This is a genomic window from Pseudomonas sp. X10 (assembly GCF_054889225.1).
Genome location: NZ_CM142677.1, coordinates 1477480 through 1494299 on the forward strand (window position 1 = coordinate 1477480; position 16820 = coordinate 1494299).

Consider the following 16820-nt stretch of genomic DNA (forward strand, 5'->3'; position numbering starts at 1 on the left):
GGGCAGGCGTCAGGCGCTTGTCCGCACGGGCATATTTTGTTTTGTTTATGGCATTGCGTCAGAATCTCCTGGTCCGCCGGATGCGGCCAGCAGGCCGTGTACCGGATCTTTACCGCGAGCACGAGACCGAACATGCAGGATGCCAGTACCTCTCCACCATCACTGCCGCCAACCTCACTGCTGGGCATCGACCTGGGCACCACCAACAGCCTGATCGCTGCCTGGAAGGACGGCAAGGCTCAGCTCATCCCCAATGCCCTGGGCGAGGTGCTCACACCGTCGGTGGTGAGCGTCGATGACGATGGCAGCATCCTGGTCGGCAAGGCTGCCCGGGCCCGCCTGACCACTCACCCGCGCCGCACTGCGGCGGCCTTCAAGCGCTTCATGGGCAGCGACAAGCGTTTCGAACTGGGCGAGCACCGCTTCAGCCCTGAAGAGCTCTCGGCGCTGGTGCTTGGGTCACTGAAGCAGGACGCTGAAGCCTGGCTCGGATGCCCGGTGAGCGAGGCGGTGATCTCGGTGCCGGCCTATTTCAGTGACGAGCAGCGCAAGCGCACGTTGTTCGCTGCCGAGTTGGCCGGGCTCAAGGTGCAGCGGTTGATCAACGAGCCGACCGCAGCGGCCATGGCCTATGGTCTGCACGAACAGAAGTTCGAGCGCACTCTGGTCTTCGACCTGGGCGGTGGCACTTTCGACGTCACCGTTTTGGAATACGCCTTGCCACTGATCGAGGTGCACGCCTCGACCGGCGACAATTACCTGGGCGGCGAGGACTTCACCGCGGCGCTGCTCGATGCCTGCCTGCATGACTGGCAACTGCTGGCCGAAGACCTCGAACCCCAGGCGCTGGCCAGCCTGGGCGATGCCATCGAGCAACTCAAGTGCGAGGTGGGCGAGGGCAACCGCACCTTGGCCTGGAGCGGTGATGGCCAGACGCGAGAGTGGACCCTCGACCAGGCGCGCTTGCAGGCGATCTGGGCCTCCCTGCTGGCCCGGGTGCGTGCGCCGATCGAACAGGCCCTGCGTGACGCGCGCCTGAGCCCGCGCGAGCTCGACAGCCTGGTGCTGGTCGGTGGCGCCACGCGCATGCCGCAGGTGCAGCAACTGGTGGCCAAGCTGTTCGGCCGCCTGCCGTACCGCCACCTCGACCCGGACACCATCGTCGCCCTCGGCGCCGCCAGCCAGGCGGCCTGCAAGGCGCGGGACGAGGCCATCGACGAGCTGATCCTGACCGATGTCTGCCCTTACACCCTGGGCGTGGCGTCGCAGCGTGGCGACGATGTCAGTGGCGCCTTCTCGCCGATCATCGAGCGCAACACCGTGATCCCCACCTCACGGGTGCAGCGTTTCTACAGCACCCATCCGGAGCAGAAATCGGTACGCATCGCCGTGTATCAGGGCGAACGGCCCTGGGTGCGCGACAACATCTTCATCGACAGTTTCGATGTGCCGCTGCCCCAGACCGATGAGCTGCAATCCCTGGATGTGCGCTTCAGCTATGACATCAATGGCCTGCTGGAAGTCGACGTGACCTTGCTGGAAACCGGCGAGAAGCACAGCCACAGCATCGACCGCAGCCCCACTGGGCTGGACCCGGCGGCACGCCAAGCCAGCCATGAGCGCCTGGCGCGGCTGAAGATCCATCCCCGTGACGCTTTGCCCAACCGTACCCTGCTGGCCCGCCTGGAGCGGGCCTGGATGCAGAGCCTGGGAGATGAGCGCGAGCTGATCGGCACCTGGCTGGACGCGTTCAACGCGGTCTTGGCCAGCCAGCAGGCCTCCGACATCAGCCGCCAGCGCCAGCAGTTGAGCCAGGCGTTGGACGAATTGCGCTACTGACTGTCGAGCCGGCGCAGGGCCGCTTGTAGGCCCTCCCGCAGGGCATCGGCATTGCCCGGCGCCGGGCCGTAGCGGTTGGGTAGGGCGTCGCCGGGCAGGCCCAGCAACGCCAGCGGCAGGACAGGGATTATCCGGCTGACCAGCAGCAGGATAATGAGTGCCGGCACCCCATGCCCGAGGTCGCGGATACGCCGCAGCAAGGCACTGAGCAGCAGGACGCCCATGGCGACCAGCGCCACCGGCACCGTGTGGAGGGCACCTAGCCCCACGACCGCCAGCAAGTGCAGGGCGAATGCCTTGCGGTTCAGGCGGCTGCGTAGCTTCCAGAAAGCCCAGGCTGGCGCTGCTGGCTGTTGCGCCTGCGCCAGTAGCAGGCGCTCGGACCATGAAAGCAGCGCCATCAGTGCGCAACGCAAGCCGGCGTCCTGGTTCGGGTCATCCTTGCCGCGTTGCAGCAGGCGCAGGAAGCGGGTGCGCGGCGCCACGCCGAAGCGCACCAGGCAGTCGAGCGTGTCCAGAGCCTCGTTGAACAGCCGGCTGTCGATCCCTTGCTGTTGCTCCAGCACGTCGCGCGGCAGGTGTTTGGTCTTGCCCTTGAGCAGGCCCTCGCGCAGGGGCTCGAACCAGGCGCTGTCGTTGCTCAGGGCATCGATGCGTACACGCAGGCGGGCCTGTTGTTCGCTGTCCAGGGATGGGTCGTGATAGAGCACGGCGCATAGCAACATGTAGCCCAGCGGCGAGTTGTCCAGCTCGCTCCCGTTGTTTTCCAGGCAAGCCAGCAGTTGCGCCGCACCGGGCAGGCGGGCGCCGTTGATGGCATGCCTCAGGGTCAGCAGGCGGCTGGCGACGAACTTCTGCAACGGGTCGTGCGGGTCCAGCCTGTCCAGCAACCCGTGGGTGCCTTCAGGGTTGCCCTGGGATTGCAGGAGCAGGTCATGCAGGGCGGCGAAGGGATGCTCCGGCGGGTAGTGCAACTGCGCCAGCAGGTGTGGCGAGATCAACGCCAGCCAGCGCTCTGGCTGGTCAGCCAGGGCCAGCATGAACAGGTTTTGCCGGTGCCAGTTCCACAGCGCTTGCCCTTCAGGCATCGGTGGCAACAGTACCTCGTCCTCGGCCAGCGACCCTTGGAGGGACAAGGCAAAGGGCACTGGAAACATGCGCAGGGGATTGAAGGCGAGGTTCAGCCCCCGCAGGGTTTGCGTGCAATAGCAGCGCATGCGCCGCAGCCACTCGCGGCACACCGGTAGGGCGTCGTCTTCGCTCAGCGCCTCGGGCAGTGCCGCTGCTGGGGCATCGCTTGTGCTGTAGCGCACCAAGGCCTGGACGATGGGCGCGTGTTCCAGCCAGTGTAACTGCTGTTCGGCCTGGCGCTGGAAGCCTTCGAGGATCAGGGCGTCCAACGCGTCTTCGCTCGCCTGTTCGGCGAGTATCAGCCGCAGCAGGCCGGCCTCACCTCGTTGCAACGCCCAGGCCTGCCAGTAGCGGTGCTGCAACGGCCGGTCGTCCTGCTCCTCCAGCAGTCGGGCCAGCAGCGGCAGTTCGTCGTCGCCGTCCAGGCGCCAGTCGATGAAAGTATCGGCGATGCCACCCAGTTCCAGACGGGCCACGGCCGACCAACGCGCCAGGGTTTCCGGACTTTGCGCCGGACTGCCCCAGGCCTGTGCCGGGTCGTCCAGGCCCTCGGGCCAGGATGCCGGTGCGGTCTGCTGGTCCAGGGCCTGGATCAGCAAGGGCAGGCGCTGGGGTTGATGGCGTGCGCAGAGGTCGATCAACCAGCCGGCGGCCTGGGGATGGCGCTGTTCGCGCCAGAGCCGTAACCAGCACTGCAGGGCCTGCTCTTCCAGTCCTAGGGCATCGCACTGGCGGGCCAGCAGGTAGAGCAGGTCAACGTCATCCGGGGCTTGGCGTTGTTGCTCCAGCACACGGGCATGGAGGGTCTTGCTGCCGATGCCAGCCTGGCTGAACTGCACCAGCAGGCGCTGGACGAAGGCGTCGTCATCGGGAAGCGCCAGGCAGGTGTGGGTTTGCGCGAACTGCTTGTACTCGAACAGCGGGCGCTGGTCGTAGCAGTAGCCCAGAGTGCGGGCGTACCACAGGGTTTCCATTTGCGCGGTGGGTGGCCAGGCACTCATCAATGCGGTGTCGAATGGGTCAGGCTCTTCCAGACGCTGCAGGAAGGCTTCGACTGCCTGAGGGTTTTCCAGGCGCAGCAATTGGTCGGCCCAACCCAGGCGGCGGGCCAGCAGGTTGGCGCAGTTGTGGGAGATCGGCCCGCAATCGCGCAGGGTATGCAGCAATTGCCAACTGACGTCCTCGAGCTCCTCCAGCGGCAACTCGTCGAGTTGGCCGATGTAGCCCTGCCAAGCCTCGGGGGAAAAGCGTACGTGCGGATCTTCGAGCAGGGCATGGAAGGCTTTCAGCGCCGGGTGGAGGGTATTGTCCCCGGGAGCCGGGTCGGCTTCTTCGGCGGGCGCTGCCGTTTGTGCTTCGCGGGCATGGCGCAGCGCTTCTTCATAGGCCTCGCGCAGGGCCTGGAAACCTTGTGGGTCGGTCTCCGGGTGATGGGCAGGCAGTTGGCTGCGGTAGGCCAGGCGGATGGCATCAAGGTCATGGGTCGGGTCGATGCCCAGGCGGATCCAGCAACTCATGACCAGCAATCCTCTTCCAGTGAGTCAGGGCGCTCCACGTCGGGCAACGGCAGGTCCCAGGGCAGGCTGGCCAGCAGCGAGCTGGCGCCCAGGCGCAGGTTGAGCAGGATGCAGCGATTCCAGTGCTCGCTGCCTTGGCGTTCGAGGTTGGCGGCCAGGGCCTCGTCGCTGCTGTCGGAGACGTTCCACAATGCCTTGCCGAACAGATAGCCGGCCAGGTAGCTGTCCCAGCGGTTGTAATAATGACGGGCGCGCAAGGCCAGGCGGTAGTGCAGGTAGAGGCTTTCCTGGCGTGTCACCAGGCCTTTCTTGACCCCGGCGCGCAACAGGAAGCTCATGCGCCCCAGGTCCCAGGCGCGGGTACCGCCGGGACCGCAGTCAGGAAAGGTGCGCGCGGCATACTCGTACTTGCTGCGTTCACGCAGCGGCAGGTCCTTGAGCAGCGCCTGCCACTGGCTGGGCAGGCAGCGCTGGTATTGCCAGTAGGCTTCGCTCAGTTCGGTGGCGTGGCCGTTGTCGGCCATGTTGAGGATGTCGAGTAACTGCGCCCGGTTACTGATGCCCCACCAACGTTCCAGGTCGGTTTTGTCTTCGCCTTCGAAGTAGTCGGCGGCGGTGTAGCTGGCGCCGTTGAGCGCTGCCATGGGGGCGGAGAGGGCGTGCAGCCAGTGTTGCGCGGTTTCTTCCATGAGCGGGCTCCTGGGCCGGCGGAAAACAGGAGAAGCGCCGGCCGTGCTGGCGCGGATTGTAGAGAGCCGAATCTGGGCGGGCAATCGCTCAGCGTGCGGCGAGCCAGGCGCGTTCCTCGTCACGCAGGGTCAGCACCTCATGGCCCTCTGTGGTGACGGCCACGGTATGTTCCCATTGCGCCGAGAGGCTGCGGTCACGGGTGATCACCGTCCAGCCATCGCGCAGGGTGCGTACGCCACGGCCGCCCTGGTTGATCATCGGCTCGATGGTGAAGACCATGCCCGGTTTCAGCACCAGGCCGCTGCCACGCTGGCCATAGTGTAGGACCTCAGGTGCCTCGTGCATCTGCCGGCCGATGCCGTGGCCGCAATACTCGCGCACCACACTGTAGCCGTCTGCCTCGGCATGGGCCTGGATGGCGTGGCCGATGTCGCCGAGGGTCGCGCCGGGGCGTACCTGTTCGATGCCCTTCCACAGCGCGGCATAGGTGCTGTCGACCAGTCGCCGGGCCTCGACGCTGATCTGGCCGATGCAATACATCTTCGACGAGTCGGCGATGTACCCGCCCTGTTCCAGGGTGATGTCGACATTGATGATCGAGCCTTCGGCCAGCACCTGATCGGCGTTGGGCATGCCGTGGCAGACTACGTGATCGACAGAGGTGTTCAGGGCATAGGGGAAGCCGTACTGGCCCTTGCTCGCCGGGCGTGCCTTGAGGGCTTCGACGATGAAGGCCTCGGCGCGGTCGTTGATCTGCATCGTGGTCACGCCGGGACGAATGAAGCTGTCGAGGTCGGCGAACACCTGGGCGAGCAGTTGCCCGGCACGGCGCATCAGCGCCAGTTGGTCTGCATCCTTGATGATGACCTGGCTCATTGGATCAGCGCCTTGAGGTTGGCCTGTTCGTGGCGCAGCAGTTGGCGCAGCAGTTCCTGGTAGTTGGCCTCGGGGTGCAGCTCGGCGAGCATGCCGATGCGGATCCAGTATTCGGCCTGGGCATTGATCGAGCGCGACAGGGCGGCGCTGGCGACGCGCAGGTCTTCGTGGAGCGTGTCGGAGATCTTGACGATACCCATGGGGTTCCTCGTTAGTATATGAAACGTATATGAATCATATCTTCATTGCTCGGTAATGTGCCACCCGTTGGTGCGCTGCTCACCATGTCGGTGCGTGTCGAGTGGGGTCTTACGGCCAACACAGAACCTGTAGGAGCGGGCTTGCCCGCGATGCGTCGGTACAGCCAGCACGATGACTTCATCCCTGATCTCGGGCAAGCCCGCTCCTACGGCTCCGGCGTTGGCCGCAGAAATCGAGGTATGCAGAGCTGGCACCGACGGTGCGTCACGATTTCGATGCTGCACCTATGACCCACAGCTGGCCTGACTTTTGCTCATCTCCAGCCATACGGGCCGTCAACGCGGATGGCCCTACCGTTCACGACAAAGGCGCCGTGTTGCCCCGCTTGCCCATGCAAGCCGGGGCAGCCGGCGCCTTTTTCGTTCGTGCAGGCAGGAGGTTGGCCGATGAGCAGCAGCGAGGTGCGCAGCGTTTGCCCGTATTGCGGGGTAGGGTGCGGCATCGTCATGACCGTGGAGGGCCAGCGGGTCAGCAAGATCAGCGGCGACAAGCAGCACCCGAGCAATTTCGGCCGCCTGTGCACCAAGGGCATGACTGCACACCTGCCGCTCAGCGCCGCCGGGCGCATGAGCCACGCGTTCCAGCGCCAGCAGCGGCGCCAGGACCCGGTGCAGTCGAGCATGGACAGTGCCATCGACCAGGCTGCCCGGCGCCTTCGCGGCATCATCGATGAACACGGCGCCGATGCTGTGGCGCTCTACGTCTCCGGGCAGATGTCGCTGGAGGCCCAATACCTGGCCAACAAACTGGCCAAAGGCTTCATCCGCACCCGCCATATCGAATCCAACTCACGCCTGTGCATGGCCAGCGCCGGCAGCGGCTACAAGTTGTCGTTGGGCGCCGATGGGCCACCAGGCAGCTACCAGGATTTCGAGCACGCCGAGGTGTTTTTCGTGATTGGCGCGAACATGGCCGACTGTCACCCGATCCTCTTCCTGCGCATGCTCGACCGGGTCAAGGCCGGCGCCCGATTGATCGTCGTAGACCCCCGGCGCAGCGCCACCGCAGACAAGGCCGACCTGTTCCTGCAACTGCGCCCTGGTAGCGACTTGGCACTGCTCAACGGCTTGCTTCACCTGCTGCACGCGCAGGGTCGTACCGATGCCGACTTCATCGCCCGGCACACCGAAGGCTGGGAGGCGATGCCGGACTTTCTCGAAGACTACACCCCTGAGCGAGTCGCCGAACTGACCGGGTTGGCCGAGGCCGATATCCGTCAGGCTGCCGAATGGATCGGCGCCGCCAAAGACTGGATGAGCTGCTGGACCATGGGCCTGAACCAGAGCATCCATGGCACCTGGCATACCAATGCGCTGTGCAACCTGCACCTGGCCACCGGCGCCATCTGCCGCCCGGGCAGCGGGCCGTTTTCGCTGACTGGCCAACCCAACGCCATGGGCGGTCGCGAGATGGGCTACATGGGGCCGGGCTTGCCAGGGCAGCGCTCGGCGCTGGTCGACGCTGACCGCGCCTTCGTCGAACAGCAATGGGGACTGGAAGAAGGCAGCCTGCGCAGCGAGGGTGGAGAGGGCACGGTGGCGCTGTTCGAGCAGATGGCCACGGGTGAGGTCAAGGCCTGCTGGATCATCTGCAGCAACCCGGTGGCCAGCGTCGCCAACCGCCAGCAGGTGATCGACGGTCTGCAAAAGGCCGAGCTGGTGATCACCCAGGACGCCTTCCTCGACACTGAGACCAACCGCTACGCCGATATCCTCCTGCCGGCCGCACTCTGGGCTGAAGGCGAGGGCGTGATGATCAATAGCGAGCGCAACCTGACCCTGATGCCCCAGGCGGTTGAGCCGCCCGGCGAGAGTCTGCCCGACTGGCAGATCATCGCCCGTATCGCCTGTGCCATGGGCTACGCCGAGGCGTTCAGCTATGCCAGTGCCGAGGCGGTGTTCGATGAGATCCGTCGCTTCTGGAACCCGGCCACCGGCTATGACTTGCGCGGCATCGATTACGCTGGCCTGCGCCAGAAGCCCCGACAGTGGCCCAGCGCGCCCGGGCGTGAGGATGACCGTAGCCCGTTGCGTTATCACAACGACGGCAGCAGCCAGACGCTGCTACGCGATGCCGAAGGCCGCCAGCCGACCCTGGCCTTCCCCACACCCAGTGGCCGCGGGCGCTTCTTTCCGCGCCCCTGGATGCCCCCGCCCGAGCTACCGGACGACGAGTTTCCGCTGGTCCTCAACACGGGCCGCGTACAGCACCAATGGCACACCCTGACCAAGACCGGCAAGGTGCCGTCGCTGAACAAACTCGAGCCTGGCCCCTTCGTCGAACTGCACCCCGAGGACGCCAACCGCCTGGGCATCGCCGACAAGGACCAGGTGGCGATCCGTTCGCGCCGTGGCCAGGCGGTGTTGCCGGCGCGAGTGAGCACGCGTGTGCTGCCGGGGAACTGCTTCGCCCCGTTCCACTGGAACGATGTCTATGGCGAGCAACTGGCGATCAATGCCGTGACCTGCGACGCGGTGGACCCTCTGTCACTGCAACCGGCCTTCAAGTGCTGCGCCGTGGCCCTGAGTCGGGTCAGTGGCGAGCGTATCGAAACCCTGGAACTGCCCCCTGAGCCGACTTCGGAGCGTGCCGCCATGCCGACCGCCACCCTGTCCCGCCTGCTGGGCCTGGACACACTGCCAGCTCCTGTCCTGGCCGAGGAAGAACAACATTACCTGCAAGGCTTCCTGCTGGGCTTGGGCCAGCAGCAAGCCCGTGCCGAAGGTGTGCCGTGCCTGCCTGCCAATGCGCCGCTGGCGCCAGCCCGCCGCCTGTTCATCGATGGCCTGCTGGCCGGCCTGCTCGCTCAGCCTGCGCCGCTGAGCGAAGCCGTACCGGCACTGCCCACTTCCACGCCTCGGCATCGCATTCTCTGGGCCTCGCAGACCGGCAACGGCGAAACCCTGGCCGAGCGTTGCGCGCAGCATCTGCGCGAATCCGGCTTGGAGGTGGAGCTCAGTTGCATGGACGCGGTCAGCCCGGGCCAGTTGCAAGGCGCCGCCAGCCTGCTGCTGATCGCCAGCACCTTTGGCGACGGTGACGCGCCGGACAGCGGTGCGGCGTTCTGGCAGGCCCTGCAAGGCGACGAGGCGGGCCATTGTGCGGACTTGCCCTATGCGGTGCTGGCCTTGGGCGACTCCAGCTACGACCAGTTCTGTGGTTTCGGTCGCAAGCTCGACCAGCGCCTCGCCGAGCTGGGCGGGCAGCGCCTGCTGGCGCGGGTCGACTGCGAGCCGGACTACGACGATACCTTTGCCCAGTGGCTGAAAGCCCTGGTGCCCACCCTTGGCCAGGCTCCGGCGTTGCAGGCCGCGTCGGCTCCGGCCAGTGCCGAGGCCTACAGCAAGCAACAACCCTGGCACGCGCCACTGCTGGAAAACCGTCTGCTCAATGGCCCAGGCGCGAGCAAGGAAACTCGGCAACTGGTGTTCGACCTCGATGGCAGCGGCTTCAGCTACCAGGCGGGCGACGCCCTGGGCGTCTGGCCGCGTAACTGTCCGGCACTGGTGGAAGAGCTGCTCGGCCTGATGCAGTTGGACGGCCAGGCCCCGGTCGAACTCAAGAGCCTGCCCAGCATGCCCCTGGCCACGGCGCTGGAGGAGCATCTGGAAATTGCCCGCATCACGGCGCGGCAGCTCGAGGTCCTGAGCCAGCATCCCCAGGCCGGGGATCTGCGTCGCCTGCTGCAACCCGAGCACAAGGCCGAACTCAAGGATTGGCTGTGGGGACGGCAACTGGCCGATCTGCTGCGTGAGTTCCCCCAGGCGTTGCCGCTGGCCACTTGGTTGGACTTGCTCAAGCCCTTGCAGCCGCGGCTTTACTCGATCAGCTCCAGCCCCACCGCACACCCGGGCCAGGTGCACCTGACTGTCTCCACCGTGCGCTACGGCCAGCGCAAGGGCGTGTGCTCGACCTTCCTCGCCGACCGTGCCGGGTCGCTGCGTGTAGCGATTTTCCCGCAGGTATCGAAGCACTTTCGCCTGCCCGAGGACGACAGTGTGCCGGTGATCATGGTCGGCCCCGGTACCGGTGTCGCGCCTTTCCGTGCCTTCCTCGAAGAGCGTGAGGCGCGTGGCGCGGGCGGGCGCAATTGGCTGTTCTTCGGCGAACAGCGCGAAGCCACCGACTTCTACTACCGCGAGCAGTTACTGGCCTGGCAGGCCAGCGGTCATTTGCGTCTGGATACCGCGTTTTCTCGGGACCAGGCGGAAAAGATCTATGTTCAGCAGCGCATGCTGGAGCAGGGCGCGCAGCTCTGGCAGTGGCTGGAGGAAGGGGCGTACTTCTACGTCTGCGGCGATGCCCAGCGCATGGCACGGGATGTCGATACCGCGTTGCGCCAAGTAGTGGCCGAGCACGGCGGCATGAGCGCGGAGGCGGCTGCGGCCTATGTCGAGGATTTGGGCAAGAACAAGCGCTACCGACGCGATGTGTATTGAGTGCCCCATGACGGGGAGTGCTGCACCAGCTTGGGTCGGGTAAACCTCCCTGGCGTGCGTCGTAGCGGTAGCGTGCTGCGGTTCGGCGCCCGGTAGGGTGGGGCGCTGACGCTTCCAAAGGGTTTTGGCACGTTACCTGCTTTTAACGTTTCACAAAGGCTCCGCTGGTCAACGTCGATCGGCACAAGGGCCCACACACTGATGAACACCAGGCAAAGGCGCCTGGAGCTTCGGCTCCAGGCGCCTTTTTTTGTGTCTTTGCTGCGGGCTGGCACCGCACACCGTGATTGAGGATCGGCTATGAACGCAACAGCGAAGGGCTCACACCGGGAGCAACTGGTCATTGTCGGCAACGGCATGGTCGGCCATCACTGCGTCGAGCAATTGGTCGAGCGCGGCGCCCTGGCGCGCTTCGAGCTGCGGGTGTTCGGCGAGGAACGACAACGCGCCTATGACCGGGTCCATCTGTCGGAGTACTTTGCCGGCAGCGATGCCGAGACCCTGGCCTTGTGCGAGCCAGGTTTCTACGAGCGCCACGGTGTACACCTGCATCTGGGCGAGACGGTGCTGGAGATCGACCGCGAGCGCCGCGAACTGGTCACCAGCGAAGGCCGTTATGCCTACGATCAACTGATCCTGGCCACTGGCTCCTATCCCTTCGTCCCGCCGATCGAGGGCTCCAGCGGCACCGCTCGCCTGGTCTACCGTACCCTCGACGACCTCGATGCCATTCGGGCGGCGGCGGCCGATGCCCGGCGCGGCGTGGTGGTGGGGGGCGGCCTGCTCGGCCTGGAGGCGGCCAATGCCCTGAAGTCGCTCGGCCTGGAAGCACACGTGGTCGAGTTCGCGCCACGGCTGATGCCGGTACAACTGGATGGCGAGGGTGGGGCGGCCTTGCGCGCGCAGATCGAAGCCCTCGGCGTGGGCGTGCATCTGTCGCGTGCCACCCAGTCCATCAGCGCCGGAGAAGACTACCGCTACCGCATGAACTTCGACGGTGGCGAGCATCTGGAGACCGACTTGATCGTGTTCTCTGCCGGCATCCGCCCACAGGATGCCCTGGGACGCAGCAGTGGTCTGGAGATCGCGCCCCGGGGCGGGGTGGTGATCGACAGCGAGTGCCGCAGCAGCGACCCGCGCATCTTCGCCATTGGCGAATGCGCCTCGTGGAACGGCAGCGTGTTCGGCTTGGTGGCGCCGGGCTACAGCATGGCCCGCAACCTGGCTGCGTTGCTCGCCGGCGAGACGGCGCAACCCTTCGCTGGCGCCGACATGTCGACCAAGCTCAAGCTGCTTGGTGTCGACGTCGGCTCCATTGGCGACGCCCATGGCGCCACGCCGGGCTCGCGCAGCTACCGTTTTATCGATGAAGCCAATTCGGCCTATCGTCGCCTGGTGGTCGATGCCAGCGGCAAGCGTGTGCTTGGCGCAGTGCTGGTCGGTGACAACAGCTATTACGATGCCTTGCTGCAGTACGCGCAGAACGGCATCGCCCTGCCGGCCGACCCAGCATCGCTGATCCTGCCCCAAGGCGGTGGCGCGCCAGCGCTGGGCGCCGATGCGCTGCCCGACAGCGCGACCATCTGTTCCTGCCACAACGTCAGCAAGGGTGCGGTTTGCGCCGCCATCGACAGCGGTTGTGGCGACCTCGCCGCGGTCAAGGGCTGCACCAAGGCCGCCACCGGCTGCGGAGGCTGCGCGGCGCTGCTCAAGCAGGTCTTCGAGCATGAACTGACCGCCCGCGGCGTCACCGTCGACAAGAGCCTGTGCGAGCACTTCGCCTATACCCGCCAGGAGCTCTATGCCCTGGTGCGGGTCGAAGGCATCCAGAGTTTTGCCGAACTGCTTGCCCGCCACGGCAAGGGGCTCGTCGGCTGCGACATCTGCAAGCCCACCGTCGGCTCCATCCTCGCCTCCTGCTGGAACCAGCCGATCATGGACCCAGCCCTGGTACCGCTGCAGGACACCAACGACACCTTCATGGCCAACATGCAGAAGAACGGCACCTACTCGGTAGTGCCGCGTATTCCCGGGGGCGAGATCACCCCGGAGAAGCTGATCGTGATCGGCCAGGTGGCGAAGAAATACGACCTCTACACCAAGATCACCGGTGGCCAGCGCATCGACCTGTTCGGTGCCCAGTTGCACGAGTTACCGTTGATCTGGGGCGAACTGATCGCCGCTGGCTTCGAGACCGGCCACGCCTATGGCAAGTCGACCCGCACGGTGAAGTCCTGCGTCGGCAGCACCTGGTGCCGCTATGGCGTGCAGGACAGCGTCGGCATGGCCCTGGTCCTGGAAGAGCGCTACAAGGGCCTGCGCGCACCGCACAAGCTCAAGTTCGCCGTCTCTGGCTGCACCCGCGAATGCGCCGAGGCGCAGAGCAAGGACATCGGCGTGATCGCCACCGAGAAGGGCTGGAACCTGTACATCTGCGGCAACGGCGGCATGCGCCCACGCCATGCCGAGCTGTTCGCCACCGATCTGGACGACGACAGCCTGGTCCGTATCATCGACCGGGTGCTGATGTTCTACATCCGCACCGCCGACAAGCTGCAGCGCACCTCGGTCTGGCGCGAGAGCCTGGAAGGCGGCCTGGACTACCTCAAGCAGGTGATCCTCGACGACAGCCTGGGCCTGGGCGCCGAACTGGAGGCGCAGATGCAGCAGGTGGTCGACCGCTACGAATGCGAATGGGCCAACGCCCTCAACGACCCGGAGAAGCTCAAGCGCTTCCGCACCTTCGTCAACGACCAGCGCAGCGACCCGGACGTGCATTTCGTCCGTGAGCGCGGCCAGCGCCGCCCGTTGGCCGCCACCCCCCTGCACCTGATCGCAACTACCGAGGAGGCTGTCTGATGAATCCATCCATCACTGCTGTCGCTGAAAAAACACAATGGCGCCCGGTGTGCCGCCACCAGGACCTGGTCGCCGACTCGGGCGTGGTGGTCTGGCTCGATGGCACGCAGGTGGCGTTGTTCTACCTGCCTGGGCAGGAACAGATGCTTTATGCCATCGACAACCGTGACCCGCGTTCCGGGGCCAATGTCATCGGCCGTGGCCTGGTCGGCAGCGTGCAAGGCGAATTGGTGGTCGCGGCGCCGCTGTACAAGCAGCATTTCAGCCTGCATGACGGGCGTTGCCTGGAGGATCCGCAGCAGGGGCTGCGGGTGTGGCCAGTGCGGATCCATGGCGAGACTGTGGAGCTGGCAGAGTAGTAAAACCGGTATGGTTCAGTTCAGTCGTAGGCCTGCCTTGATGGCTTGCCAGTGGGCCAGGTCAGCATCGCCGAGCGGGCTGTTCTTGCTGTAGCTCATCACCACCAAGCGTTGCTCGCCCGGTGGCTGGTAGGCCAGTTGGCGCTGGTGGGTGAGCTGGTCGGCGCGGCGCAGTTGCAGGCTGATCTCCAGACCCTGGATGTTCCGCGCCTGTCCGGCGGTCACCGGCTGTGGTTCGCTGGCTATGCCACCGAGGTGGGTGCGGATGTGTTCCAGCTGCTGGCTGTAGACGGCGGCCAGGCTCTGCTCCGGCGGCAGTGGGCTGCGGGCGATCACCAGGGTGGTGCCACGCTGGCGGAACACCAGCATATTCATGGTGGTGTCCTCCGGCGTTTCATCACCGAGGTCGAGGGTCAGGTCCTGGGTCAGGTAGTTGGCCATGGGGCGGTTCCGGTCTAGGCAGATGACAGAACGTTCGGGGAGGGCCGCATGAAGTTTTTACATGCATCCTGCAAGTGCTAACGTCCTGTTGGCCACGGGAAGTGAGAGGGGCGCGCCTTGCGGGGGAAGGCGCGGTTTCAGGAGCGAAGACTATCACGGGGGCGAAACCGCTGGGCATGATTGCGATTTACAACATCGCTGTGGCGGATCCAGGCCCGTTATTTACTCTCATGAGCGCCCTGACAGATTCTTCAGGTAGGCTAGGGCATTGACGCTCAAAGGGCAGCCGAGGGCCGTATTAAGAGTGCAGATGTGTGAGTACTCTTCAGGCGTGATCGGTATATCCTCTTCGCACAAGTAGTCGCACAAGGTATCGAGTGCCAGGGGCTGCTCGTTGTAGTCGATGTAGTCGAGAGCGAAACTGAGTTTCTCCGCTGACAACCTGTCGCCGAAGGTTTCACCCAATTCGCGCAGTTCGGTTCCTGTAGTGCTGCTCATCATTTGGCTCCTGGCAGGTTGGGTATGGGCTCGTTGTCGGGGAATGCGGTGATGATGCGGCCCTTGGCCGGTTGGTAGACTACCCTGATCCGCACTCCATCCCTGGTCTCCCAGGCGACCCAGTTGGCCACGTCTCCATTCTTGGTGTACGCGCCACCGGAGCCTTTTTGGGCATACCATTTGGTGGTTGGCGAGTTCACGATATCGTCGACTTCGGCAATGATCTTCTTGGCATTCCAAGACTGCGGGAACACCGTTTTCCCCGGGTTGCCAGGCCACATATGGCCCCCGCTGGTCGGGCTGTCACCCTCGAGGATATGTTTGCGCGCTTTGGGGTCACAGCCGAATAACCCCAGGGGATCGATCCAGCGCAGAGGGTTGGCGACATACTGGTAGAGGTTGAGGCCACCTGGCAGGCCGATCGGATCGCTCTGGGTGTAGCTCCCGGTATCTGGATCGAAATACCTGAAGGTGTTGTAGTGCAGCCCAGTCTCCCGGTCCAGATATTGCCCCTGGAATCGCAGGTTTTGCTGTCGACTCTGACCAGGTTCGTGCCACTCCTCGCGGCTATTGCCCCACACTTGGAAGTCGCTGTGCCATACGCTGATGCTTTGTTCATCGGTCAGTTGTTCGGGTAACCCGACAAGGTTGGTATGGAAGTAGTGCAATGCTTCCTGTCCTGGCGCGCCGTCAATCCGCGCCAAGGGCTCATAGCTGCCAGGGGCGGTGTAGAGGTATAGGCTCGGCTTGCCATCCTGGATCTCTTGCAGCAGACGGAGCCCCTGCCAACGGAACTCGGTGTGGCTGACAGGCTGCCGTTGGCCGTTACGATACAACGTCTTGCTGGTGCGCCGGCCAAGTGGGTCGTAGCTGAACTCGACATGCTCGCTGATTGCGCCGCGCTGCTGGTGAATGCGGATCAGACGATGCTCGGCGTCATACTCGAAGCGCTGGAGCGAGCGGCTGGCGCTGCGCTTCTCGCTGAGGCGACCGAAGCGGTCGTAGCGGTAGCGCTTGTCCTGGCAGGCCTTGACCCGGTTGTGCCTGACGAAACCCTTTACCAGGTGGCCGTCGAGCAGGTTGCCGGCGGGATCGTAACTGTAGAGCTCTACAAGGTGACCGTCTCGATGCGGCACTGTCATGGTACCGCCGCCGATGCGCACGTTTGGCGAAAAGGTCATACCGATGGGGCCGTCGCAGGTGGTCTTGTCGCCGACCCGGGCGGCGGGCTGGCCGTTGATGAAGACCTTATCCGACCCTTGCGCGACAAACTGTTCGGGCATGGGCGGATGCTTGCTGCACTCAGCCTTTTCCAGGGGGGCGGGCGTCGTTCCAGGGGCGGCGGGTGTGGTGACTGGCGGATTGAAGATGTTGTTGATCGCATGGGCCAGCCCGATTACCGGTAATACCAAGGAGGCGCCCACCATCGCGTAGGTGCCGACGGTCTCCAGGATCGAGGGTTCCTCGGCTGCAGCCTCAGTAGCGTCCGAGGGGCCGGTGTGGAGGCCAGCAGCGCGGGCGGCGGCAATACCGTTGATGCGGGTGTTGTGCGAGCCGCTGCTGATCTTGCCGTAGGGTTCGGCGGGGAACAGCGAGTTGCCGACCCAGTCGCTAAAGTCCGAGACGCGTTCGCCGATGCTCTTTTCTTCACCGGCGGGCAGCATGCTGGCGGCACCAACCAAGGCTCCCGCGATGATCGGTGTCAGCACCGTGGCAGCGCCACCTGTACCGACAACTGCCACCACGGCACCACCGATTGCCGCTGCGACTGCCGCGGTGGCAGCGGCATAGATCACTGCCTCGGTCAGGCCACTGATCAGCTCGGCCATCAGAGGCGGGTGCAGGATAAGGTCACCTTCGCGGGCGGCGTGCAGGTCCATGTCCTAAAACGTCCTTGTTTGTCGGTAGGC

The 16820-nt window shown here is 65.0% G+C and carries 11 protein-coding genes; 4 read left to right on the forward strand and 7 right to left on the reverse strand.

Features of this window, described 5'->3' with window-relative positions; all coding sequences use genetic code 11:
- Positions 1 to 132: 132 nt before the first annotated feature.
- Positions 133 to 1839, forward strand: coding sequence for an Hsp70 family protein (locus ACYU03_RS06900; protein WP_461889160.1), 1707 nt, complete (start codon positions 133 to 135; stop codon positions 1837 to 1839).
- Here ACYU03_RS06900 and ACYU03_RS06905 read toward each other — a convergent pair.
- The 4 genes from ACYU03_RS06905 to ACYU03_RS06920 form a co-directional block, all read right to left on the reverse strand.
- On the reverse strand, positions 1833 to 4487 hold the full coding sequence (locus ACYU03_RS06905) for a molecular chaperone DnaJ (RefSeq protein WP_461889162.1): 2655 nt from the start codon (positions 4485 to 4487) through the stop codon (positions 1833 to 1835). The two genes, ACYU03_RS06900 and ACYU03_RS06905, sit on opposite strands and share 7 nt — an antisense overlap.
- Positions 4484 to 5176 carry a DUF1266 domain-containing protein gene (locus tag ACYU03_RS06910; protein ID WP_461889164.1) on the reverse strand — a complete coding sequence of 231 codons (693 nt, stop codon included), beginning with the start codon at positions 5174 to 5176 and terminating at the stop codon, positions 4484 to 4486. Before ACYU03_RS06910 ends, ACYU03_RS06905 begins: the two co-directional genes overlap by 4 nt.
- An 88-nt stretch (positions 5177 to 5264) precedes the next feature.
- Positions 5265 to 6053 carry a type I methionyl aminopeptidase gene (gene map / locus ACYU03_RS06915; protein ID WP_461889166.1) on the reverse strand — a complete coding sequence of 263 codons (789 nt, stop codon included), beginning with the start codon at positions 6051 to 6053 and terminating at the stop codon, positions 5265 to 5267.
- Positions 6050 to 6253, reverse strand: coding sequence for a ParD-like family protein (locus ACYU03_RS06920; RefSeq protein ID WP_461889168.1), 204 nt, complete (start codon positions 6251 to 6253; stop codon positions 6050 to 6052). Before ACYU03_RS06920 ends, map begins: the two co-directional genes overlap by 4 nt.
- Positions 6254 to 6700: 447 nt before the next feature.
- Between ACYU03_RS06920 and ACYU03_RS06925 the strand changes: the two genes are divergently transcribed.
- From ACYU03_RS06925 to nirD, 3 genes are all read left to right on the forward strand, one after another.
- Entirely contained in the window at positions 6701 to 10753 is a 4053-nt protein-coding gene (locus ACYU03_RS06925; RefSeq protein WP_461889169.1) for a molybdopterin-dependent oxidoreductase, read from the forward strand.
- A 300-nt stretch (positions 10754 to 11053) separates the two neighbouring features.
- The gene (nirB, locus tag ACYU03_RS06930) at positions 11054 to 13612 is read left to right on the forward strand and encodes a nitrite reductase large subunit NirB (protein ID WP_461889171.1); all 2559 of its coding nucleotides are present in this window, start codon (positions 11054 to 11056) and stop codon (positions 13610 to 13612) included.
- Entirely contained in the window at positions 13612 to 13971 is a 360-nt protein-coding gene (gene nirD, locus ACYU03_RS06935; RefSeq protein WP_461889173.1) for a nitrite reductase small subunit NirD, read from the forward strand. The genes nirB and nirD overlap by 1 nt, the downstream gene beginning before the upstream one ends.
- A gap of 15 nt (positions 13972 to 13986) precedes the next feature.
- Here nirD and ACYU03_RS06940 read toward each other — a convergent pair whose 3' ends face one another.
- The 3 genes from ACYU03_RS06940 to ACYU03_RS06950 form a co-directional block, all read right to left on the reverse strand.
- A complete protein-coding gene (locus tag ACYU03_RS06940) occupies positions 13987 to 14412 on the reverse strand; it encodes a DcrB-related protein (protein WP_461889174.1) in 426 nt (141 codons plus the stop codon).
- 228 nt (positions 14413 to 14640) lie between these two features.
- Complete coding sequence (locus ACYU03_RS06945) at positions 14641 to 14910, reverse strand: MafI family immunity protein (protein WP_461889176.1); 270 nt, start codon at positions 14908 to 14910, stop codon at positions 14641 to 14643.
- Positions 14910 to 16790, reverse strand: a complete 1881-nt coding sequence (locus ACYU03_RS06950) for a PAAR/RHS domain-containing protein (RefSeq protein ID WP_461889177.1) — start codon at positions 16788 to 16790, stop codon at positions 14910 to 14912. Before ACYU03_RS06950 ends, ACYU03_RS06945 begins: the two co-directional genes overlap by 1 nt.
- Positions 16791 to 16820 lie beyond the last annotated feature (30 nt).

What these genes read in the sequence shown, in the direction of transcription:
- ACYU03_RS06900 (WP_461889160.1), top strand. Translation starts at nt 133, where the DNA reads ATGCAGGATGCCAGTACCTCTCCACCATCACTGCCGCCAACCTCACTG.
- ACYU03_RS06905 (WP_461889162.1), bottom strand. Translation starts at nt 4,487, where the DNA reads ATGAGTTGCTGGATCCGCCTGGGCATCGACCCGACCCATGACCTTGAT.
- ACYU03_RS06910 (WP_461889164.1), bottom strand. Translation starts at nt 5,176, where the DNA reads ATGGAAGAAACCGCGCAACACTGGCTGCACGCCCTCTCCGCCCCCATG.
- map (WP_461889166.1), bottom strand. Translation starts at nt 6,053, where the DNA reads ATGAGCCAGGTCATCATCAAGGATGCAGACCAACTGGCGCTGATGCGC.
- ACYU03_RS06920 (WP_461889168.1), bottom strand. Translation starts at nt 6,253, where the DNA reads ATGGGTATCGTCAAGATCTCCGACACGCTCCACGAAGACCTGCGCGTC.
- ACYU03_RS06925 (WP_461889169.1), top strand. Translation starts at nt 6,701, where the DNA reads ATGAGCAGCAGCGAGGTGCGCAGCGTTTGCCCGTATTGCGGGGTAGGG.
- nirB (WP_461889171.1), top strand. Translation starts at nt 11,054, where the DNA reads ATGAACGCAACAGCGAAGGGCTCACACCGGGAGCAACTGGTCATTGTC.
- nirD (WP_461889173.1), top strand. Translation starts at nt 13,612, where the DNA reads ATGAATCCATCCATCACTGCTGTCGCTGAAAAAACACAATGGCGCCCG.
- ACYU03_RS06940 (WP_461889174.1), bottom strand. Translation starts at nt 14,412, where the DNA reads ATGGCCAACTACCTGACCCAGGACCTGACCCTCGACCTCGGTGATGAA.
- ACYU03_RS06945 (WP_461889176.1), bottom strand. Translation starts at nt 14,910, where the DNA reads ATGAGCAGCACTACAGGAACCGAACTGCGCGAATTGGGTGAAACCTTC.
- ACYU03_RS06950 (WP_461889177.1), bottom strand. Translation starts at nt 16,790, where the DNA reads ATGGACCTGCACGCCGCCCGCGAAGGTGACCTTATCCTGCACCCGCCT.